The sequence below is a fragment of the Streptomyces sp. NPDC034111 genome (assembly GCF_055575375.1).
Map to the genome: position 1 here is coordinate 138423 of NZ_JBVIST010000009.1, position 19538 is coordinate 157960.

Below are 19538 nucleotides of genomic sequence, written 5' to 3' on the forward strand. Positions count from 1 at the left end.
TCAACCGTGGGTCAACTGTGCGTATCGGCCTCGTGAACCCGATGTGCGAGCGCGAGTGACCCGCGAGTATGGTCCTGGGCTGCAGAGTTCTGCGCTCGCTCGACGTTGACCAGCCACGACCCGGAGGGCCCGTTGTCCCGCATTGTGCTGAAGGCGATTCTCGGATTCGTCATGCGTGTCCTGTACCGCCCGAAGGTGGAGGGCATGGAGCGCATTCCGGCGACCGGACCGGTGATCCTGGCCGGCAACCACGTCACCTTCATCGACTCGATGTTCCTGAGCCTGGTGGTCAAGCGCCCGGTGTACTTCATCGGCAAGGACGAGTACGTCACCGGCAAGGGCCTCAAGGGCCGTCTGATGGCCTGGTTCTTCACCAGCGCCGGCATGATCCCGGTCGACCGGGACGGCGGTCACGGCGGGGTCGCGGCACTGATGACCGGCCGCCGGGTCCTGGAGGAGGAGGGCAAGGCCTTCGGCATCTACCCCGAGGGCACCCGCTCCCCCGACGGCCGTCTCTACCGCGGCCGTACCGGCATCGCCCGGCTCGCCCTGATGACCGGCGCGCCCGTCGTCCCGTTCGCCATGATCGGTACCGACAAGGTGCAGCCCGGCGGCAAGGGCGTCCCGCGGATCGCCCCGGTCACCATCCGCTTCGGCGAGGCGCTGGACTTCGCGCGCTACGACGGGATGGACCGCGACCGCTACGTCCTGCGGGCGGTCACCGACGAGGTGATGAGCGAGGTGATGGAGCTGTCCGGCCAGGAGTACGTCGACATGTACGCCACGAAGGCCCGGGCCGCCGCCTGACCCCGCAGCCGTAAGCAACCAGTGGGCCCCGTCCGAGGAGCGGACGGGGCCCGCGGCGTTGTGCGCCCTGTCTCCGCCCCGGTCAGCAGGGCACCCGGAAGCCGCCCGGGGCGCGCTGGCCCTCGGCGCCGCCGGTCAGCGCGGTACGCAGCGCCGCCTCGGGGCGCGGCACCATGCTGCCGTCGGGCTGGAGCAGTTGCTGGCGCTGGGTGACGACGCCGGTGCGGGCGCCGGGCACCCCGGCGTTCTTGACCGTCACCCGGTTCAGGGGGGCGGGCGTCAGCTTCTTCTTGGCGCGGACGAAGGCGATGAAGCTCTCGAAGTCGCGGGCGTGCCGCACCGGTGCGGTGAATCCGGTGAAGGCGCTGAAGCCGTCCTGGTTGATGAGGGTGTACGAGGGCGCGGCGAGGCGGTAGCGGCGATTGAGGTCGAGGGATGTGCCGTCGATGAAGACCTCGGCGGGGTCCACCCGCCGGCCGACCTTGCCGGCGGCGTCGAAGGTGTAGCGGACGTTGCCGGAGACGGCCAGCGGGGAGAAGCCGAGGCCGCCGCCGGCGGTCGGTGCCCACTGCTCCTCCAGCGCGTCGTGGATCTGCCGGCCGGTGACGGTGACGGTCATGATCGGGTCACCGAAGCCGACCGCGTTCCACGCCTGCCCGAAGGTGACGGTGCCGTCCGCCTCCTCGTCGCGGATCAGATCGCCGGCGATCACCGCCTGGCCGACGCGCGGGGCGACGGCGATGACGGCGAGCTCCGCCGGGGTGTTGGGGTGGTCGGCGGGGTCGTCCATCGGGCCGTGCGGCTGCCGGCCCGCCCACAGGGCCCAGTCGGCGACGAGGTTACCCATGGTGGACTCCCCCGCCGCATTGCGCCCGCGGCTGAAGGAGGCGGTCTGGGTGCCGATCCGGGAGCGGGCGCGCCGCGAGCCGCGGCCCGCCCAGTACGCGGCGATCGAGCGCAACTCCGGGTCCGGTGTGACATCGCGGGTGTTGGGGTGGTTGACGGAGGTGGTCAGCTCCCGGACCACGGCTCCGGTGTCGGGGTCGAGCCGCAGGTTGATCTCGTTGATGATCTGGCCGTAGCAGCCGGCCTCGACGAACGGGCGGGGCCTGCCGTCGGGGTCGGGCAGCATCATGGTGAAGGCGCAGTGCCAGTGGCCGGTGACGATGGCGTCGATGTGCGGCGAGGCGCGCAGCGCCAGTTCGTACGCGGGTCCCGAGGGGTTCTTGCCGCTGGAGAAGTCGCTGCCGGCCACCGCCCCGTCGTGCATGCTCAGCACGATCGCTTTGACGCCGCGTGATCTCAGCTCCGCGGCACACCGGTTGGCGGTCTCCAGCTCGTCCAGGGTGCGCAGTCCCGGCTGGTAGGAGCCGGGGAAGGACTCGGTGCCGATGGCGGTCAGATGGATGAAGCCGACCGGCAGCCGCCGGCCGCCGCCCGCGTCGACCTGCACGATGTTGTACGGGGCGAGCACCGGTTCCCCGCTCGCGTTCCACACCGTGTTGGCGCTGTAGTAGGGGAACTCCGCGCCCCGGAAGCGGCGGCCGGTGGAGTCCTTGAAGTCGTCGTCCCGTCCGACGACCGGGAAGGCGTCGCCGTCCTCCATGTGCGAGGTCAGGAACCGCGCCGACTTGTCGAATTCATGGTTGCCGGCCGAGGCGAAGTCCAGCCCCATGGCGTTGAGCGCTTCGATGGTGGGCTCGTCGGCGAAGGCGGCGGCGTCGAACTCCCAGCCGGAGAAGAGGTCTCCGGGGGCGAAGAAGAGGGAGTTGCGGCGGCCGTCGCGCAGCCGCTCCAGATGGGCGGCCATATAGGCGACCCCGCCGACGGTGTAGCTCTTGCCGCCGGCGCCGGTGATGCGGGAGTGGGCACCCGGGGCACCCTGGAGATAGCCGTGCAGATCGGTGATGTTGAGGAGCTGGACGTCGACGTATTCGTCGGCGGTGGCCGCGTCGCGGGCGTGGCCGGTGGCGTAGGCGTCGCTGCCGATGGCGCTCGCGGTGGCCAGGGCCCCCGCGGCGGTGAAGAAGGACCGTCGTCCGATGTCGCGCACTGCGTCACTCTCCTGAGCGGGCCGTCCGTAGGGGGACGACCGGAGAGTCAACCGAGCCGCGCGGGACGGCCGGTCACCTGGGCGCGTACCGGGCGTGAACGAGCGGGGGACAGTCGCCCCCAGGGCGTGTCCCGTGGATCATCGCGGGTGCGCGACACCTTGATCCACAGGACACGCCCTGGGCGGTGCGCGGGCCCGCCGTCCGGCGGAGCGGCGGTACCTCGTACCCGGTCCGCGGGTGTGACGGCGGGTCAGCCGTACCTGGGCGGGGTCTGCCGTCGCCGTGACGGCGAATCAGCCGTGCGGCGCCTCGGCCGTGGAGAGGTCCGCGGGCTCGACGGCGGCCGGGCCGGACGCCAGCTCCTGGCCGCGCAGCAGGAACCAGGCCGCCACCGCCGCGGAGAGCAGGACCACTGCGGCCACCCCGGCCGCGACGTCCACACCGGCCACGAAGGAGTCCTGCGCGGCCTTGAGCAGGGCCGCGCTCTGGTCGGCGGGGAGCTGGCCGGCCGCCTCGAACGCGCCGCCGAGCGATTCGCGGGCGGCGTCCGCGACCGGCTCGGGCACGCCGGGCGGGACGCCGAAGCCGCGGTAGATGCCGGTGACGATGGAGCCGAGCAGTGCGATGCCGAGGGCGGCGCCGAGCTCGTAGGCGGTCTCGGAGACCGCGGAGGCGGCACCGGCCTCCTCCTTGGGCACGCTGGAGAGGATCACATCGGCGGTGACGGTGAACGAGAATCCCGCGCCCACGCCGACGACGAAGAGGATGACGCAGAGCGCGGCGGTGCCGGTGTCGCCGTGCAGGGTGGTGCAGCCGACGAGGGAGAGCCCGACGATGGCCAGGCCGCCGGCGACCACGAGCCGTACGGACAGCCGCCGGGCGACCCAGCCGGCGGCCAGCCCCGCGCCCACCGCGCCGACGGCCGCCGGGAGTTCGACCAGGCCGGCGTTGAGCGGCGAGCGCTGCTGCACCATCTGGAGGAACTGGGAGAGGAAGAAGACCAGCCCGGACAGGCCGAGGATGGTCAGCAGGTCCGCGAGGACGGCCCCGGAGAAGCCCCGGTGGTGAAAGAGCTTCATGTTCAGCAGCGGCGATTCCAGGGTGCGCTGCCGGCGGACGAACACGGCCAGGGCGAGCACCCCGATGACGGCGGTCACCGCGATGTCCCAGCGGTAGCCCTCCACCGCCGCTTCCTTGATGGCGTAGACGACACCGACGATGCCCACCAGGGCCAGCAGGACGCTGGGGATGTCCCAGGGGCCGGGGTCCGGATTGCGTGACTCCGGGATGACCCTGGCGCCGACGGCCACCAGCAGCGCCATCACCGGCAGGTTGATCAGGAAGACCGAACCCCACCAGAAGTGGCCCAGCAGAAAGCCGCCGAGCACCGGCCCGACGGCCATCCCGGCCGAGGCCATCGCGCCCCAGATGCCGACGGCCAGACTGCGCTCCCTGGGGTCGTGGAAGAGGTTGCGGATCAGCGCGAGGGTGGCCGGCATCAGCGTCGCACCGGCCACGCCCTGGAGCGCCCGGGCGGCGATCATCATCGCCGGGGTGGTGGCGTACGCGGCGAGCACCGACATGGCGCCGAAGCCGACCGAGCCCAGCAGCAGCAGCTTCTTGCGGCCGATGCGGTCGCCGAGGCTGCCCATGGACACCAGCAGACCGGCGATGACGAAGGAGTAGATGTCACCGATCCACAGCAGCTGGGTGCCGGACGGCTGGAGGTCTTCGCTGAGGAAGGGGGTGGCGAGGCCGAGGACGGTGGCGTCGACGCCGACCAGGAGGACGGCCAGGACGAGGACGGCGAGGGCGAGCCAGCGCCCGGGGCGCGGCTGGTCGTCCACATGGGCCGAACCGGCCCGCCCTGACGCTATGGTCTCGGTCATTTCTCCATGCTCCGTCGGATGCCGCCGAGCAGCAGCTCGGCGATCGAGTGGTTGAGGTCGTTGCGGGCGACCCGCCCTTCGTGCACGGCCCAGGCGCCGGCGCCGATCAGGCCGTAGAGCGCCTCGGTGAGCCAGGCGGCGCTCAGATCGATGCGGAAGTCGCCCTCTTCCTGGCCGCGTCGGAAGAGCGCGGTGATCCGGGCGTCGAGCTTCGCCCAGCCGGCGTTGATCTCGCCGCCCTCGAAGAGCTGGTTCTCGGTGAAGAGGAAGGCGAGTACCGCGGCGACCGGTTGGGCCGCGCCGATCAGCCGGCGCAGCGCGTCGGCCGCGTCCCCCTCGTCCAGCCGCGCGGTGTCCATCGCCTGTGCGAACTGGGCGATCCCATGCTCCTCCAGAGCCCTGATGAGGGCGTCCCGCCCGGCGAAGTGCCGGTGCAGCGTGGCGCGGCTGATGCCCGCGGCCCGGGCGATCTCGTCCATCGACGTCGTCGCCCGGCGCGTGAGCAGCGCGGCGGCTTCCTTGAGTACCCGTTCACGATCCACGGCCATGAGACACACACTAGCCGAATGAGACACGAATGTCTCATCTTTCGGTGCCTGACTGCCTGCCTGCCGCCCCGCCCGGCCCGGTACCCGCGTTCCGCATACGACGACGGCCCGTACCCGGTCTCCCGGGTACGGGCCGTTCGCACGGACGCTCCTCGACTACCGCGGCTGCTTGGCCGCCGCCCACTCCTGCTGCCGGACCAGGTCGGCCCGCACCTCGGCGAGCTGGACCGCCACCGCCGAGGGGGCGGTGCCACCGCGGCCGCTGCGCGAGGCGAGCGCGCCGGGGACGTTCAGCACGCCGCGCACCTCCGGCGTCAGATGCGGCGAGATCTTCGCGAACTGCTCATCGGTCAGCTGGTCCAGCTCGATCCCGTGCGCCTCGCACTCCTTGACGCACTCGCCGGCGACCTCGTGCGCCACCCGGAACGGCACGCCCTGCTTGACCAGCCACTCCGCGATATCGGTGGCCAGCGAGAAGCCGGCCGGTGCCAGCTCCTCCATCCGCTCGCGGTTGACGGTCAGGGTGGCCATCATCCCGGTGAACGCCGGGAGCAGCACCTCCAGTTGGTCGCAGGAGTCGAAGACCGGCTCCTTGTCCTCCTGGAGGTCGCGGTTGTACGCGAGCGGCAGCGCCTTGAGCGTCGCCATCAGCCCCGTCAGATTGCCGATGAGCCGGCCGGACTTGCCCCGCGCCAGCTCAGCGATGTCCGGGTTCTTCTTCTGCGGCATGATCGACGAGCCGGTCGAGAAGGCATCGTGGAGCGTGACGAAGGAGAACTCCTTGGTGTTCCAGATGATGACCTCCTCCGCGATCCGCGAGAGGTTGACCCCGATCATCGCCGTGATGAAGGCGAACTCGGCGACGAAGTCACGGGAGGCGGTGCCGTCGATGGAGTTGCCGGCCGAGCCGTGCTCGAAGCCCAGGTCCGCGGCGACCGCCTCGGGGTCCAGGCCGAGCGACGAGCCGGCGAGCGCACCGGATCCGTAGGGGGACACCGCCGTCCGCTCGTCCCACTGCCGCAGCCGCTCGGCGTCCCGGGACAGCGACTGCACATGCGCCAGGACGTGGTGGGCGAAGAGCACCGGCTGGGCGTGCTGGAGGTGGGTACGGCCCGGCATCGCGACGTCCGGGTGGGTCTCGGCGAGGCCGACCAGCGCCTCCTGGAGGTCGGCGAGCAGCCCGCCGATGATCCGGGCGTGGTCGCGCAGGTACATCCGGAAGAGCGTGGCGACCTGGTCGTTGCGCGACCGGCCGGCCCGCAGCTTGCCGCCGAGGTCCGCCCCGAGCCGCTCCAGCAGCCCGCGCTCCAGTGCGGTGTGCACGTCCTCGTCGGCCACCGTGCCGGTGAACGAGCCGTCGGCGACATCGGCCTCGAGCTGGTCGAGCCCGGCGATCATCCGCGAGAGCTCGTCCTCGGTGAGCAGGCCCGCCTTGTGGAGGACCCGGGCGTGCGCGCGGGAGCCGGCGATGTCGTACGGGGCGAGGCGCCAGTCGAAGTGGACGGACGCGGACAGCTGGGCCAGCGCCTCGGCCGGTCCGTCGGCGAAACGACCGCCCCAGAGCCGTACGTCACCGCTGTTTCCGTTGCTCACTTGCTCTGCTCCTCAAGGCTGTGGATGTGCCACCGCCTCCCCGCCGCGAGGGCGGAGAGGCGGCTGTCGTACGAAGGTCACGAGACCGGGCCGGGCCAGGTCCGCGTCAGGCTACGCCTGAAGATCGCGCTTGGCGGCAATCTTGCTCGACATGCCGAAGAGCTCGATGAAGCCCTTGGAGAGCGACTGGTCGAAGGTGTCGCCGGTGTCGTACGTCGCCAGGTTGAAGTCGTACAGGGACTGCTCGGACTTCCGGCCGGTGACCACCGCGCGGCCACCGTGCAGGGTCATCCGGATGTCGCCGCTGACCTGCTGGTTGGCCTCGTTGACAAAGCCGTCCAGGGCCCGCTTGAGCGGCGAGAACCACAGGCCGTCGTAGACCAGCTCGCCCCAGCGCTGCTCGACCTGCCGCTTGTAGCGGGCCAGTTCGCGCTCGACGGTGACGTTCTCCAGCTCCTGGTGCGCGGTGATCAGCGCGATGGCGCCCGGCGCCTCGTACACCTCGCGGGACTTGATGCCGACCAGCCGGTCCTCGACCATGTCGATCCGGCCGATGCCCTGGGCGCCGGCCCGCTCGTTGAGCTGCTGGATGGCCTGGAGGACGGTGACGGGCCTGCCGTCGAGGGCGACCGGGACACCCTCCTTGAAGGTGATGATGACCTCGTCGGCCTCGCGCGGCGTGGCGGGGTTCTGGGTGTACTCGTACACGTCCTCGATGGGCGCGTTCCAGATGTCCTCCAGGAAGCCGGTCTCCACGGCCCGCCCGAAGACGTTCTGGTCGATCGAGTAGGGCGACTTCTTGGTCGTCGCGATCGGGAGGTTCTTCTCCTCGCAGAAGGCGATCGCCTTGTCCCGGGTCATCGCGTAGTCGCGGACCGGGGCGATGCACTTCAGGTCGGGGGCGAGGGAAGAGATTCCGGCCTCGAAGCGGACCTGGTCGTTGCCCTTGCCGGTGCAGCCGTGGGCAACCGTCGTCGCACCGTGCTTCTTGGCGGCGGCGACGAGGTGCTTGACGATCGTCGGCCGGGAGAGCGCGGAGACCAGCGGGTAGCGGTCCATGTACAGCGCATTGGCCTTGATCGCCGGAAGGCAGTACTCGTCAGCGAATTCGTCCTTGGCGTCCGCGACCTCGGCCTCGACCGCGCCACAGGCAAGCGCACGCTTGCGGATGACGTCCAGGTCCTCGCCGCCCTGACCGACGTCCACGGCAACGGCGATGACCTCGGCGCCCGTCTCCTCGGCGATCCAGCCGATACAGACAGAGGTGTCCAAGCCTCCCGAGTAGGCGAGTACGACGCGCTCGGTCACGGGTTTCTCCTCACGGTGCATTCGCTGATGGGTATAAGTATGCACTCCACCGTATGTTTCGTCAACGCAAAGCCGAATGTGCAGGTCAGCGGCGCATCGCGCCCCTCACGAACCCTTCCCGGAGCCCTCCGCCGGCCCCTCCCGAAGCACCTCGGCGAGCACCCGCGCATGACTCACCGACACCTCCTTCACCGCGGTCAGCAGCGTCAGCGGCCCCTCGGCGGCCAGCCCCCACAGCCGCTCCAGCGCCGCCTGCGCCGTCTCCCCCGCCAGCTCCTCGCGGTAGCGCTCGGCGAACCCCTCGAACCGCTCCTCCCGATGGGCGAACCAGAGCCGCAGCTCCGACGAGGGCGCCACGTCCTTGCACCACTCGGCCAGCTGCGCGTCCTCCTTGGACAGCCCCCGCGGCCACAGCCGGTCCACCAGCACCCGCGCGCCGTCCGCCGCCTCCGGCGGCTCGTACGCCCGGCGCACCCGGATCCGCTCGCCAGCGGACATTTCACCCATAACCTCATCGAATCACGGAACCGGAAGCCCCGCCGCAAGGCCGCTGCGCCGTCCTCGGGGACCCGCTTTGGATTCATGGCCCGGGACAGGGTATTTTTCTTCTGCACGCCCCGGCCGGGATCCTTCCGGCCGGTTCGAGCACCGGGACGTGGCGCAGCTTGGTAGCGCACTTGACTGGGGGTCAAGGGGTCGCAGGTTCAAATCCTGTCGTCCCGACGGTGCACAGCGCAGCTCAGGGGCCCTGTCTCACTTCGGTGAGGCAGGGCCCTGAGCGTTTCCCGGCCGCGGTCAGGACAGGGCGGCGATTTCGGTGCGGACCTTGTTGATGACCGCGGCCGGGAGGGTCGCATAGCCCTGGAAGGTCAGGTTCTCCTGGCCCTTCCGGCTGGCGACGTAGGTCAGAAAGGCCTTGGTGGCGGGCCAGGTCGCCGGCTTGTTGCCCTTGTCGCAGACGATCTCGTAGGTGACCACGTCGATCGGGTAGGCGCCCGGGACCTTGGTCGTGTAGTCGAGCTTGAGCAGCACATCGTTGCCGCTGTTGACGATCTTGGCGCCGGCGATCGCCTGGGACGCCGCGATGACGTTGGGGTCCACCGGGGCCGGTGCGCCGGTGTTGACCGAGACCATGCGGATCATGCGGGCGACCGCGTACGGCAGCTCGAAGTAGCCGATCGCGCCCTCGGTCCGCTGCACCTGGGCCGCGAGGTCCGAGGAGCCCTTGACGGCCTGGCCACCCTTGGCCGGCCACTCCTTGCCGTGGGGGTACGGCCAGGCGCCCGGGGCGGCGGCGCCGAGGTACGAGGTGAAGCTGTCCGTCGTGCCGGAGGAGTCGGATCGGTGGAACGGCCGGATCGGCGTCGAGGGCAGGGGGACGCCCTTGTTGAGGCGGGCGATCGCCGGATCGTTCCACTTGGTGATCTGCGCGTTGAAGATCTTGGCGAGGGTGGGGGCGTCCAGGATCAGCCGGTCGACGCCGGAGAGGTGGAAGCCGATCGCGATCGGTCCGCCGACCATCGGCAGATGGACGGCGTGACCGCCGCCCGGGCAGACCTTCTTGGACCGGTCGACCTGCTCCGCGCTCAGCGGGGAGTCCGATCCCGCGAAGGCGGTCCGGCCCGCGAGGAAGTCGTCCTGGCCGGCACCGGAACCGTTGCCGGTGTAGTTGATCGTGGTGCCGGGGCAGGCGCGGGTGTAGTTCTTGATCCAGTGCTTCATGGCGTACTGCTGCGCCGTCGAGCCGGACGCCTGGAGCGTGGCCGGTTTGCCGCAGGCGATGCCGGCGGGACCGGTGCTGGTGCCGGGGGTGGCGCTGGACGAGACCTTGGCAGGGCCCGAGGTGCCGTTCGCGCCGCAGGCCGTCAGGGCCAGGGCCGCTGCGGCCACCGCCGCGCCGGCCGCCCCGGCTCGCGGCCCGCCGATCCGCGGAAGCTTCACTCTCCCGAACTCCTTCCTGCGGACCGGGCCGGGCGGGGCCGGGCCGGGCCGAGGCAGCAGAGGCCTGTGGTGGTGAGACTTCCGTCACTATATGCACATAATTTGGCGCTATGGGTGATTACGGGCGGCCTGGGCGGCCATCAGTGTGCCTTCTGGGCCAGCCTCAGCAGATGGTCGGCGAGCGCCTGGCCGCCCGACGGGTCACGGCTGATCAGCATCAACGTGTCATCGCCGGCGATGGTGCCGAGGATGTCGTGGAGTTCGGCCTGGTCGATGGCGGAGGCCAGGAACTGCGCCGCACCCGGCGGGGTGCGCAGGACGACGAGGTTGGCGGAGGCCTCGGCGGAGATGAGGAGTTCGCCGGAGAGGCGGCGCATCCGCTCCTCCTTGGCCGACTCCCCCAGCGGCGCCCGCGGCTTGCGGTCGCCGCCCTCGCTGGGCACCGCGTAGATCAGCTCACCACCGGTGTTGCGGATCTTCACCGCGCCCAGCTCGTCCAGATCGCGGGAGAGCGTCGCCTGGGTGACGGACAGCCCGTCGTCGGCGAGCAGCTTGGCGAGCTGGCTCTGGGAGCGGACCGGCAGCCGGTTGAGGATGTCCACGATCCGGCGGTGGCGGGCGGTGCGGGTCTGCGGTACGGCCGGCCCGCCGTTGTGCGCCCCGTTGTCCTGCGGCTCGGTCATCTGTCTCGTCAGTCTCCGGATCGTTGTGCCCCGTCGGCCCCTTGGCGGGCCTCGTCGAGGACGGCGGGGAGCTTCCGGAGGAATGCTTCCGCTTCGTCGTCGGAGACGATCAGCGGCGGGGCGAGCCGGATGACGTCCGGCGCGACCGCGTTCACCAGGAGACCCGCGTCCTGAGCCGCCTGCTGCACCCGTGGCGCCAGCGGCTCGGTCAAGACGATACCGAGGAGAAGGCCCGCCCCGCGGACCTGGCCGACCAATGGGTGCCCCAACGCCTCGATTCCGGCGCGCAGCCGCTCGCCGACCCGCTTGACGTTCTCCAGGACGCCGTCCGACTCGACGGTGTCCAGCACGGCGAGCGCGGCGGCGCAGACGACCGGGTTGCCGCTGAACGTAGAGCCGTGCGAACCGGGCGTGAGCAGGTCGGCGGCCGGGCCGAAGGCCAGCGTCGCGCCGATCGGCAGCCCGCCGCCCAGCCCCTTGGCGAGGGTGATGATGTCCGCCTCGACGCCCTGGGCCTGGGACTCCAGCCAGTGGCCGGTCCGGCCGATACCGGTCTGGATCTCGTCGAGGACGAGCAGGGTGCCGGTGGCGGCGGTGATCTCGCGGGCGGCCTGAAGATAGCCGGGCGGCGGCACGACCACACCGTTCTCGCCCTGGACCGGCTCCAGGATGACGAAGGCGGTGTCGGTGGTGACGGCGGAGCGCAGGGCGTCCACATCCCCGTACGGGACGTAGCTGACGTCGCCGGGAAGCGGGGCGAAGGGGGCCTGCTTGGCGGGCTGGCCGGTGAGCGCGAGGGCGCCCATGGTGCGGCCGTGGAACCCCCCGTTCGTGGAGACCATGTGGGTGCGCCCGGTCAGCCGGCCGATCTTGAAGGCGGCTTCGTTGGCCTCGGCGCCGGAGTTGGAGAAGTAGACCCGGCCGGGGCGTCCGCCGGCGAGCGCGAGCAGCCGCTCGGCGAGCGCCACGGTGGGCTCGGCGATGAAGAAGTTCGAGACGTGGCCGAGGGTGGCGACCTGGTCGGAGACCGCGCGGAGCACCGCGGGGTGGGCGTGCCCGAGGGCGTTGACCGCGATCCCGCCGAGGAAGTCCAGGTACTCCTTGCCGTCGGCGTCCCACACCTTGACGCCCTCGCCGCGGACGAGCGGGATGCGAGGGGTGCCGAAGTTGTCCATCATGGCGCCCTGCCAGCGCCGGGTGAGGCCTTCGTTGGTCACCGGGCCCTGGGTCTGTCCGGACTCGTTCATGTCGCCCCCTCGATCGTGTTCGCGTCCGGCACGACCATCGTGCCGATTCCTTCGTCCGTGAAGATCTCCAGCAGGATCGAGTGCTGGACCCGCCCGTCGATCACCCGGGCGGTGTGCACACCGTTGCGCACCGCGTGCAGACAGCCCCGCATCTTGGGAACCATGCCGCTGGCCAGGTCGGGCAGCAGCTTCTCCAGCTCGGAGGCGGTCAGGCGGGAGATCACCTCATCGCTGTTCGGCCAGTCCTCGTACAGGCCCTCGACGTCGGTGAGCACCATCAGCGTCTCGGCGCCGAGCGCCGCGGCCAGCGCGGCCGCCGCGGTGTCGGCGTTGACGTTGAAGACCCCGGAGCCGTCGCCCTCGTCGCTGCTGCGGGCGATGGAGGAGATGACCGGGATCCGGCCGTTGTCCAGCAGCGCCTGGACCGCACCGGGGTCGATGGCGGTGATCTCGCCGACCCGGCCGATGTCCACCTGCTCGCCGTCGATGTCGGCGTAGTGCTTGGTCGCGGTCATCAGATGGGCGTCCTCGCCGGTCATGCCGACGGCGAGCGGGCCGTGCTCGTTGAGCAGCCCGACCAGTTCGCGCTGCACCTGGCCGGCGAGCACCATCCGTACGACGTTCATCGCCTCGGGCGTGGTGACCCGCAGCCCGCCCTTGAACTCCGACTCCAGGCCGAGCAGGTCGAGTTGGGCGCTGATCTGCGGACCGCCGCCGTGCACGACGACGGGGCGCAGCCCGGCGTGCCGCAGGAAGACCACGTCCTGGGCGAACGCGCGCTTGAGCTCCTCGTCGACCATGGCGTTGCCGCCGAACTTGATGACCACGGTCTTGCCGTGGTGCCGGGTCAGCCAGGGCAGCGCCTCGATGAGCGTGCGGGCCTTCGGGAGCGCGGTGTGCTTACGTGCGCTCATGAGGAGTACGCGCTGTTCTCGTGGACGTAGTCGGCGGTGAGGTCGTTGGTCCAGATGACCGCGGACTCGGTGCCGGCGGCGAGGTCGGCGGTGATCCGCACCTCCCGGTAGCGCATGTCGACCAGTTCGCGGTCCTCGCCGACCGAGCCGTTCTTGCACACCCAGACGTCGTTGATGGCGACGTTGAGCTGGTCGGGGTCGAAGGCGGCGGAGGTGGTGCCGATGGCGGAGAGCACCCGGCCCCAGTTGGGGTCCTCGCCGTGGAGGGCGCACTTGAGGAGGTTGTTACGGGCGATGGAGCGGCCGACCTCCACCGCGTCGTCCTCACTGGCGGCGTTGATCACCTCGATGCGGATGTCCTTGCTCGCGCCCTCGGCGTCACCGATGAGCTGGCGGGCCAGGTCGGCGCAGACCGTACGGACCGCCTCGGCAAACTCCGCGTACTCCGGGGTGACTTCGGACGCTCCGGAGGCGAGCAGCAGCACCGTGTCGTTGGTGGACATACAGCCGTCGGAGTCGACCCGGTCGAAGGTGGTACGGGTCGCCGCGCGCAGCGCGGTGTCCAGGTCGGCGGCCGGGACATCGGCGTCGGTGGTCAGCACCACGAGCATGGTGGCCAGGCCCGGTGCGAGCATGCCCGCACCCTTGGCCATGCCGCCGACGGTCCAGCCGTCCTTCGTCACGACGGCGGTCTTGTGCACGCTGTCGGTGGTCTTGATGGCGAGGGCGGCCTTTTCGCCGCCGTGCTCGCTCAGTTCGGCCGCGGCCCGCTCCACTCCGGGCAGCAGCTTGTCCATCGGAAGCCGCAGTCCGATCAGCCCGGTGGAGGCGACCGCCACCTCGCCGGCGTTGTGCCCCTCCAGCACCTCGCCGACCTTCTCCGCGGTGGCGTGGGTGTCCTGGAAGCCCAGCGGACCCGTACAGGCGTTGGCGCCACCGGAGTTGAGGATCACGGCGGAGACTGTGCCGCCCTTGAGGACCTGCTCGGACCAGACGACCGGGGCGGCCTTGACGCGGTTGGAGGTGAAGACGCCGGCGGCGGCCAGTCGCGGCCCGTTGTTCACCACGAGGGCGAGGTCCGGGTTGCCGTTCTCCTTGATCCCCGCGGCGATGCCCGCCGCGGTGAATCCCTTGGCTGCCGTCACAGTCACGGCGCAACTCCGATCGTAGAAAGTCCGGTGGTCTCCGCGAGACCGAGGGCGATGTTCATGGACTGAAGGGCGCCGCCCGCGGTGCCCTTGGTCAGGTTGTCGATGGCGCTGATCACCACCACCCGGCCGGCCGCCGCGTCGTACGCCAGCTGGATCTGCACCGCGTTCGACCCGTACACGGCGGCGGTCGAGGGCCACTGCCCTTCGGGCAGCAGGTGGACGAACGGCTCGTCGGCGAAGGCCTTCTCGTACGCGGCCCGGACGGCGGCGGCGTCCACTCCGGGCTTCGCCTTGGCCGAGCAGGTGGCGAGGATGCCGCGCGGCATCGGTGCCAGGGTCGGTGTGAAGGAGACGGTGACCGGTTCGCCGGCGGCCGCGCTGAGGTTCTGGATCATCTCGGGGGTGTGCCGGTGCACCCCGCCCACGCCGTACGGGGACATGGCGCCCATGACCTCCGAGCCGAGCAGATGCGGTTTGGGCGCCTTGCCCGCGCCCGAGGTGCCGGAGGCGGCGACGATCACCGCCTCGTTCTCGACGAGCCCGGCCGCGTACGCGGGGAAGAGCGCGAGCGAGACGGCGGTCGGGTAGCAGCCGGGCACCGCGATGCGCCGGGAACCCGCCAGTGCGGCACGCGCACCCGGCAGTTCGGGCAGGCCGTAGGGCCAGGTTCCGGCGTGCTCGCTGCCGTAGAACTTCGTCCAGTCCGCCGCGTCCACGAGCCGGAAGTCGGCGCCCATGTCGACGATCAGGACGTCCGGTCCGAGCTGCTCGGCGACCGCGGCGGACTGGCCGTGCGGCAGCGCGAGGAAGACCACGTCGTGGCCGGCCAGCGCCTCGGCGGAGGTCGCCTGGAGCTCGCGGTCGGCCAGCGGATGCAGATGCGGTTGCAGCGTGCCCAGGAGCTGGCCGGCGTTGGAGTGCCCGGTCAGCGCGCCGATCTCGACCTCCGGGTGCCCCAGAAGCAGGCGCAGCACCTCACCGCCCGCGTACCCGCTCGCACCGGCCACTGCTGCTCGTACCGTCATGGACCCTCCTCCTTGATGGCATGACTATACGGACAGTGGCAGTTTTATGCAATATCTGTTCCGAGCGCCCGGCCACAGCGCGACCGGCCGCCCCACCTCAGGGGCGGCGCTGGCCTGCCGCGGCCCGGGCGCGGCGCGCCTCACGCGTGCTGCGGCATCTCGTTCTTCAGCGACGCCTTGATCTGCTCGCGCAGCTCGGCGCTGTCCGTGTGCCCGTGGACCGATACCGCGTGCTCAGTGGCGGCCCGGATCACTTCCTCCTCCTCGCCGGCGATGACGAGGCTGCAATTCATCTCGCTCGGGTAGTCCCGGCAGTCGATCTTCTTACGCATGGTGTACCTCCTCCTCTCCCAGTGTCGGCCCGCACCCCCGCCCTCCGCATACGGCGAATCCCGTATGGCGCGGGTGCGCACCGGAGTGCTGGAGTGGAAGAGGACCAGGAGGTGAGAGCCATGGCGACAGCCGCAGGAGTCCCCCGCGGGGCCGCCGTGGACGAGGAGCGGGTGCAGGAGTTCCTTGCGCGGGTGATCGCCGACGGCGGTGCGGCGGTCGCCGGTCTGTGCACCTCTCTCGGCGACCGGCTCGGCCTGTACGGGGCCATGGCCGGAGCCGGTCCGCTCACCTCCGCCCAGCTCGCCGCCCGCACCGGCCTCGTCGAGCGCCGGGTACGCGAATGGCTCGCCGCCCAGGTGGCCGGGGAGTACGTCACTTATGCGCGTGCCACGGACACCTACCTGCTGCCCGACGCGCACGCCGCCGTGCTGGCCGACCCGGGACGGCCCACCTACGCCGCCGGTTTCTTCACCGTGCTGCGGGTCCTCTACGCCACCGAGGACGGCCTGATGGACGCCTTCCGCACCGGCGAGGGCGCCGGCCGCGAGGAGCACGCACCGGCGCTGCCCGCCGTCCCCGCCACACTCTTCCGCCCGGACGTCCACCACTGGCGGCTCGCCGCCGAGAGCCACCTCAACCGCATCCAGACCGTCGGGCGTTAGCGCGCCTGACGCGCCCGGCCGGTCTTCCCCCGGCCGGCCGGGTGTCACCCCGGGGGCCCCGCTTTCCCCGAATTGACGGGCCTCCGCCCCCTCGTACGCTGGGAATATGAGTGCGGCCGCGGAGGCCGGCCTACGACGCATTCTCGCCGTCGTGGACCTCCTGATCGATGCCGTCGACGAGGAGACCCTTGTTCCGGCGTTGCTCCCGCTGCTGCTCTCCGCGGTCCCCGGCGACAGCATCATCTGGGCGCCCCGCGCGGGCACCGCCGACCGTCCGCTGACCGTGCCCGCCGACCTGTTGAGCCAGGACGTACGGGACGCCTTCGCCCGTGAGGCGGCGACCGACTCCCTGGTGGTGCACACCACCCTCGGCCCCGGCACCCCGATGCGCCGCTCGACCCTCCAGACCCGCAGCGCCTTCCATGCGCTGCCCGCCTACACCGACGTCTACCGGCAGTTCGGTGCCGAGCAGCAGCTCGCGATGTCGATACCGGCCGGCCGTACGGACGGCGTAGCGCGCAAGGTGTGTCTGGCGATCAGCCGCAGCGGCAGCGACTTCTCCGACGACGACGTGGCGGCCGCCGACCTGCTGCGCACCCGGCTCAGCCACGCCCTGGACCGGCTCGCCCCGTCGGCGCCCGAGCCGTCGCCCCTCGTCACCCGCCGGGAGGCCGCCGTACTCGCCCTGCTCGCCCGCGGCCTGACGAACCAGCAGATCGCCCGCCGGCTCGCGATCAGCCCGCGTACCGTCGACAAGCACCTGGAGCACGCGTACGCCAAGCTCCAGGTGGGCAGCCGGGTGGAGGCGGCCAACGCCTGGCGGACGCACGGGACTTGAGAACCTTGGGGGACCGGACCCCCCGGGGCAGGCACGCCGGCCGGCGTCACGGCGACCGCACGCCGGCTCAGTCGTCCAGCCGCTCCGGATCCGCGGCCACCGACTCCCAGAACTCCGCATGGGCCCGCTCATGCAGCAGCCCGAGCCGCAGCAGACGGGCCCGTGCGCGCTGCCGGGAGTCCTCCGCGGGATCGAGCCCGGCACGCAGCGACGCGTAGTGCGCGAGCAATGTGCGGTGCCGCTCGGCCTGTTGGGTGGCGAGCGCGACGATGGCCGAGCGGTCACCGAGATCGGCGAAGAAGAGCTTCAGCTGCGCCGGATCGCGGGTCTCCGCCTCGGGGGTGTCCGGATCGGCCAGCCAGCGCTCCAGAGCGGTGCGGCCCTCCGCGGTGAGGTGGAAGATCCGCCGGCGCCGGCCCTCCGTCTCGGTCTCCTCCCGGAGGAGCCCGGCCCGCGCCAGCTCCGGCGGAATCCGGTAGAGCTGCGCATGCAGGATCGGCCAGAAGGGCTGGATGTCGTCCTCGACCCGGGCCTTGAGCTCGTACGGCGTCATCGGCCCGTGCCGGGCGATCAGACCGAGCACGACATATCTCGCCGGGCTGTACTCCGTCATCGTCCGCCGCCTCGCTCGGTCCCGGTCCCGGTCCCGTTGACAACCATCTCATTGAGACCATACCTTCCATCCCATCGAGACCATATCAATGAGATGGTTGCTGCGAGGGGCTACGCACGCCTTCGCACGCCTGCGGACGTCCGCGAACACCTGCGCACACCTGCGAACGCCTTCGCGTGCCGGGCGGCCGCCTCATTGCCGAACCACGGGGAGCAGCGAGTGGACACCCTCAGCAGCACACCGGAAGAACGCTCCGTTCATCCCGAACTGGCCGCGGTCTTCGCCGGGTTGCCGGACCGGCCGGCCGACCCGTACGCCGATGTCGAGGCGCTGCGCGCCGGATTCAAGGCGCTGATGGCACCGCGGATGGCCGCCCACGACCCCCGCGTCACCATCCGGCACACGACCGTCCCGGGCCCGGACGGCAACACCCTCGACGTACAGGTACTGCGCCCCGCCGGCGCCGACGGCGTACTGCCCGGGGTGCTCTACCTGCACGGCGGCGGCTTCTCGTACGGGCAGCTGGACGGCCCCAGCCCGATGGCGCGAGCGGCCTGCGCGGAAGCCGGAGCGGTGGTGGTCAACGTCCACTACCGGCTGGCGCCCGAACACCGCTATCCGGCCGGTGTCGAGGACTGCTACGCCACGCTGGAGTGGATGGCCGCCGCGGCCGGTGAACTCGGCATCGACACCGGGCGGATCGCCGTCACCGGGGCGTCCGCGGGCGGCGGTCTGAGCGCCGCCGTCTGTCTGATGGCCCGTGACCGCCAGGGGCCGCGGATCGCCTTCCAGGGGCTGCTGATCCCCTGCCTGGACGACCGGGGCCGGACCGCCTCGATGCGGCGGATCACCGACCGGCGGATCGTCAACGGCACCAGCATCCGGCGCACCTGGGACACCTACCTCGGCCCCGGCCGGGGCCCCGACGTCCCCGCGTACGCGGCTCCCGCCCGCGCCACCGACCTCTCCGGCCTCCCGCCCGCCTACGTGCTGACCTGCGGACTCGACCCCCTGCGCGACGAGGGGCTCGACTACGCCCGCCGGCTGACGGAGGCGGGGGTGCCCGTCGAGCTCAAGGACGTCCCCGGCGCATGGCACTTCTTCGAGGGGTACGCCCCGGAGAGCGAACTGGCCCGCCGCACCTCGGCCCATTGGCTGGGCGCCCTGCGCACCGCTCTGTCCGTGCTCACACCGTAAACCGCGGCGGGACAAAGGGAGTTGGTCCGGCTGGTCCGGTCCTCCGGCCGTACTCGGCCGGCCGCCGGACCGCCTCCGCGGCCCAGGAGCGGGCGGATCGCTCGGTCACGGCCGGGAACCTCACCCGCCGCCGACGAGCCGCCGACGTGCCGCTGGCGAGCCGCCGACGCGCTGCCGATGAGTTCCGGGGCCGGGTGCCGTCTACCCGTCGTGGACCGATGCGGGAGCGCTGCGGCGCCCGCCGACGAAAGGAGCCCTGATGACCACCACCGATGCCGAGCGGACGACGGACGAGGCGCGGATCCGGGAGGTGCTGGCGGACCGCGCGGCGGCGACGCGGGAGCGGGACGCGGAGCGGTTCCTCGCCTCGTGTACGCCGGACCTCGTGGACTTCAGCCTCGCCCCTCCGCTCCAGTTCAAGGGCCCGGAAGCACTCGACCGAGCGGCCCTGGAGGCCTGGTACGCGACCTGGCGGGGGCCGGTCGACGTGACGCAGACCCAGCTGGAGATCACGGTCGGCGATGACGTCGCCTTCGCGCACAGCATCAACCTGATGCACGGGACGAAGCCTGATGCACGGGACGAAGACGGACGGGTTCGAGGTGGAGCTGTGGAGCCGGGCGACCGTCGGACTGCGCAGGATCGACGGCGACTGGAAGATCACGCACACCCACAGCTCGGTGCCGTTCCTGATGGACGGGTCGGGACTGGCCGCGCTGGACCTGAAGCCGTAGG

General features: G+C 71.3%; 19 protein-coding genes, 1 tRNA gene and 1 pseudogene. 7 read left to right on the forward strand and 14 right to left on the reverse strand.

Annotated elements, in window-relative coordinates:
• The first annotated feature begins 132 nt into the window (after positions 1-132).
• A complete protein-coding gene (locus ACZ55A_RS21845) occupies positions 133-807 on the forward strand; it encodes a lysophospholipid acyltransferase family protein (RefSeq protein WP_468842414.1) in 675 nt (224 codons plus the stop codon).
• An 82-nt stretch (positions 808-889) separates the two neighbouring features.
• Here the strand turns inward: ACZ55A_RS21845 and ACZ55A_RS21850 are convergent, their stop codons facing one another.
• The 6 genes from ACZ55A_RS21850 to ACZ55A_RS21875 form a co-directional block, all read right to left on the reverse strand.
• Positions 890-2860, reverse strand: coding sequence for a bifunctional metallophosphatase/5'-nucleotidase (locus ACZ55A_RS21850; protein ID WP_468842417.1), 1971 nt, complete (start codon positions 2858-2860; stop codon positions 890-892).
• Between the two features lie 294 nt (positions 2861-3154).
• Positions 3155-4750, reverse strand: coding sequence for an MFS transporter (locus ACZ55A_RS21855; RefSeq protein ID WP_468842420.1), 1596 nt, complete (start codon positions 4748-4750; stop codon positions 3155-3157).
• On the reverse strand, positions 4747-5298 hold the full coding sequence (locus ACZ55A_RS21860; RefSeq protein ID WP_468842423.1) for a TetR/AcrR family transcriptional regulator: 552 nt from the start codon (positions 5296-5298) through the stop codon (positions 4747-4749). Before ACZ55A_RS21860 ends, ACZ55A_RS21855 begins: the two co-directional genes overlap by 4 nt.
• Before the next feature lie 156 nt (positions 5299-5454).
• On the reverse strand, positions 5455-6891 hold the full coding sequence (gene argH, locus ACZ55A_RS21865; RefSeq protein WP_468842425.1) for an argininosuccinate lyase: 1437 nt from the start codon (positions 6889-6891) through the stop codon (positions 5455-5457).
• Between the two features lie 111 nt (positions 6892-7002).
• Positions 7003-8199 (reverse strand): argininosuccinate synthase, encoded by a 1197-nt coding sequence (locus ACZ55A_RS21870; protein WP_468842427.1) that lies wholly within the window; start codon positions 8197-8199, stop codon positions 7003-7005.
• A gap of 105 nt (positions 8200-8304) precedes the next feature.
• Positions 8305-8697 (reverse strand): DUF488 domain-containing protein, encoded by a 393-nt coding sequence (locus ACZ55A_RS21875; RefSeq protein WP_468842670.1) that lies wholly within the window; start codon positions 8695-8697, stop codon positions 8305-8307.
• 151 nt (positions 8698-8848) lie between these two features.
• Between ACZ55A_RS21875 and ACZ55A_RS21880 the strand changes: the two genes are divergently transcribed.
• Positions 8849-8922, forward strand: a tRNA-Pro gene (locus ACZ55A_RS21880).
• A gap of 72 nt (positions 8923-8994) precedes the next feature.
• Here the strand turns inward: ACZ55A_RS21880 and pstS are convergent.
• The 7 genes from pstS to ACZ55A_RS21915 all read right to left on the reverse strand — a co-directional run bounded on the left by pstS (position 8995) and on the right by ACZ55A_RS21915 (position 15492).
• On the reverse strand, positions 8995-10140 hold the full coding sequence (gene pstS / locus ACZ55A_RS21885; RefSeq protein ID WP_468842430.1) for a phosphate ABC transporter substrate-binding protein PstS: 1146 nt from the start codon (positions 10138-10140) through the stop codon (positions 8995-8997).
• A gap of 140 nt (positions 10141-10280) precedes the next feature.
• Positions 10281-10823, reverse strand: coding sequence for an arginine repressor (locus ACZ55A_RS21890; protein WP_468842433.1), 543 nt, complete (start codon positions 10821-10823; stop codon positions 10281-10283).
• 8 nt (positions 10824-10831) lie between these two features.
• Positions 10832-12070 carry an acetylornithine transaminase gene (locus tag ACZ55A_RS21895; RefSeq protein WP_468842435.1) on the reverse strand — a complete coding sequence of 413 codons (1239 nt, stop codon included), beginning with the start codon at positions 12068-12070 and terminating at the stop codon, positions 10832-10834.
• On the reverse strand, positions 12067-12984 hold the full coding sequence (gene argB / locus ACZ55A_RS21900) for an acetylglutamate kinase (RefSeq protein ID WP_468842437.1): 918 nt from the start codon (positions 12982-12984) through the stop codon (positions 12067-12069). Before argB ends, ACZ55A_RS21895 begins: the two co-directional genes overlap by 4 nt.
• Positions 12981-14135, reverse strand: coding sequence for a bifunctional glutamate N-acetyltransferase/amino-acid acetyltransferase ArgJ (gene argJ, locus ACZ55A_RS21905; protein ID WP_468842439.1), 1155 nt, complete (start codon positions 14133-14135; stop codon positions 12981-12983). The genes argB and argJ overlap by 4 nt, the downstream gene beginning before the upstream one ends.
• Positions 14132-15160, reverse strand: a complete 1029-nt coding sequence (gene argC / locus ACZ55A_RS21910; RefSeq protein WP_468842442.1) for an N-acetyl-gamma-glutamyl-phosphate reductase — start codon at positions 15158-15160, stop codon at positions 14132-14134. The genes argJ and argC overlap by 4 nt, the downstream gene beginning before the upstream one ends.
• Positions 15161-15300: 140 nt before the next feature.
• Complete coding sequence (locus ACZ55A_RS21915) at positions 15301-15492, reverse strand: DUF1059 domain-containing protein (RefSeq protein WP_468842445.1); 192 nt, start codon at positions 15490-15492, stop codon at positions 15301-15303.
• 120 nt (positions 15493-15612) lie between these two features.
• On the opposite strand from ACZ55A_RS21915, the gene ACZ55A_RS21920 reads away from it, so the two are divergent.
• Both ACZ55A_RS21920 and ACZ55A_RS21925 read left to right on the forward strand, forming a co-directional pair.
• Positions 15613-16155 (forward strand): hypothetical protein, encoded by a 543-nt coding sequence (locus tag ACZ55A_RS21920; RefSeq protein ID WP_468842448.1) that lies wholly within the window; start codon positions 15613-15615, stop codon positions 16153-16155.
• A 106-nt stretch (positions 16156-16261) separates the two neighbouring features.
• Positions 16262-16993, forward strand: a complete 732-nt coding sequence (locus tag ACZ55A_RS21925; RefSeq protein WP_468842450.1) for a helix-turn-helix domain-containing protein — start codon at positions 16262-16264, stop codon at positions 16991-16993.
• A gap of 67 nt (positions 16994-17060) precedes the next feature.
• Here the strand turns inward: ACZ55A_RS21925 and ACZ55A_RS21930 are convergent, their stop codons facing one another.
• Positions 17061-17606 (reverse strand): PadR family transcriptional regulator, encoded by a 546-nt coding sequence (locus tag ACZ55A_RS21930; protein ID WP_468842452.1) that lies wholly within the window; start codon positions 17604-17606, stop codon positions 17061-17063.
• Positions 17607-17825: 219 nt separating this feature from the next.
• On the opposite strand from ACZ55A_RS21930, the gene ACZ55A_RS21935 reads away from it, so the two are divergent.
• From ACZ55A_RS21935 to ACZ55A_RS21945, 3 genes and pseudogenes are all read left to right on the forward strand, one after another.
• Complete coding sequence (locus tag ACZ55A_RS21935; RefSeq protein WP_468842454.1) at positions 17826-18803, forward strand: alpha/beta hydrolase; 978 nt, start codon at positions 17826-17828, stop codon at positions 18801-18803.
• 259 nt (positions 18804-19062) lie between these two features.
• Positions 19063-19314, forward strand: a pseudogene (locus ACZ55A_RS21940) (Cif family virulence factor); the annotation flags it as partial.
• 61 nt (positions 19315-19375) lie between these two features.
• The gene (locus tag ACZ55A_RS21945) at positions 19376-19537 is read left to right on the forward strand and encodes a nuclear transport factor 2 family protein (protein WP_468842457.1); all 162 of its coding nucleotides are present in this window, start codon (positions 19376-19378) and stop codon (positions 19535-19537) included.
• The last annotated feature ends 1 nt before the right edge of the window (position 19538 follow it).

What these genes read in the sequence shown, in the direction of transcription:
- argB (WP_468842437.1), bottom strand. Translation starts at nt 12,984, where the DNA reads ATGAGCGCACGTAAGCACACCGCGCTCCCGAAGGCCCGCACGCTCATC.
- ACZ55A_RS21920 (WP_468842448.1), top strand. Translation starts at nt 15,613, where the DNA reads ATGGCGACAGCCGCAGGAGTCCCCCGCGGGGCCGCCGTGGACGAGGAG.
- argC (WP_468842442.1), bottom strand. Translation starts at nt 15,160, where the DNA reads ATGACGGTACGAGCAGCAGTGGCCGGTGCGAGCGGGTACGCGGGCGGT.
- ACZ55A_RS21875 (WP_468842670.1), bottom strand. Translation starts at nt 8,697, where the DNA reads ATGTCCGCTGGCGAGCGGATCCGGGTGCGCCGGGCGTACGAGCCGCCG.
- ACZ55A_RS21860 (WP_468842423.1), bottom strand. Translation starts at nt 5,298, where the DNA reads ATGGCCGTGGATCGTGAACGGGTACTCAAGGAAGCCGCCGCGCTGCTC.
- ACZ55A_RS21925 (WP_468842450.1), top strand. Translation starts at nt 16,262, where the DNA reads ATGAGTGCGGCCGCGGAGGCCGGCCTACGACGCATTCTCGCCGTCGTG.
- ACZ55A_RS21915 (WP_468842445.1), bottom strand. Translation starts at nt 15,492, where the DNA reads ATGCGTAAGAAGATCGACTGCCGGGACTACCCGAGCGAGATGAATTGC.
- ACZ55A_RS21890 (WP_468842433.1), bottom strand. Translation starts at nt 10,823, where the DNA reads ATGACCGAGCCGCAGGACAACGGGGCGCACAACGGCGGGCCGGCCGTA.
- ACZ55A_RS21930 (WP_468842452.1), bottom strand. Translation starts at nt 17,606, where the DNA reads ATGACGGAGTACAGCCCGGCGAGATATGTCGTGCTCGGTCTGATCGCC.
- ACZ55A_RS21895 (WP_468842435.1), bottom strand. Translation starts at nt 12,070, where the DNA reads ATGAACGAGTCCGGACAGACCCAGGGCCCGGTGACCAACGAAGGCCTC.
- ACZ55A_RS21855 (WP_468842420.1), bottom strand. Translation starts at nt 4,750, where the DNA reads ATGACCGAGACCATAGCGTCAGGGCGGGCCGGTTCGGCCCATGTGGAC.
- ACZ55A_RS21945 (WP_468842457.1), top strand. Translation starts at nt 19,376, where the DNA reads ATGCACGGGACGAAGACGGACGGGTTCGAGGTGGAGCTGTGGAGCCGG.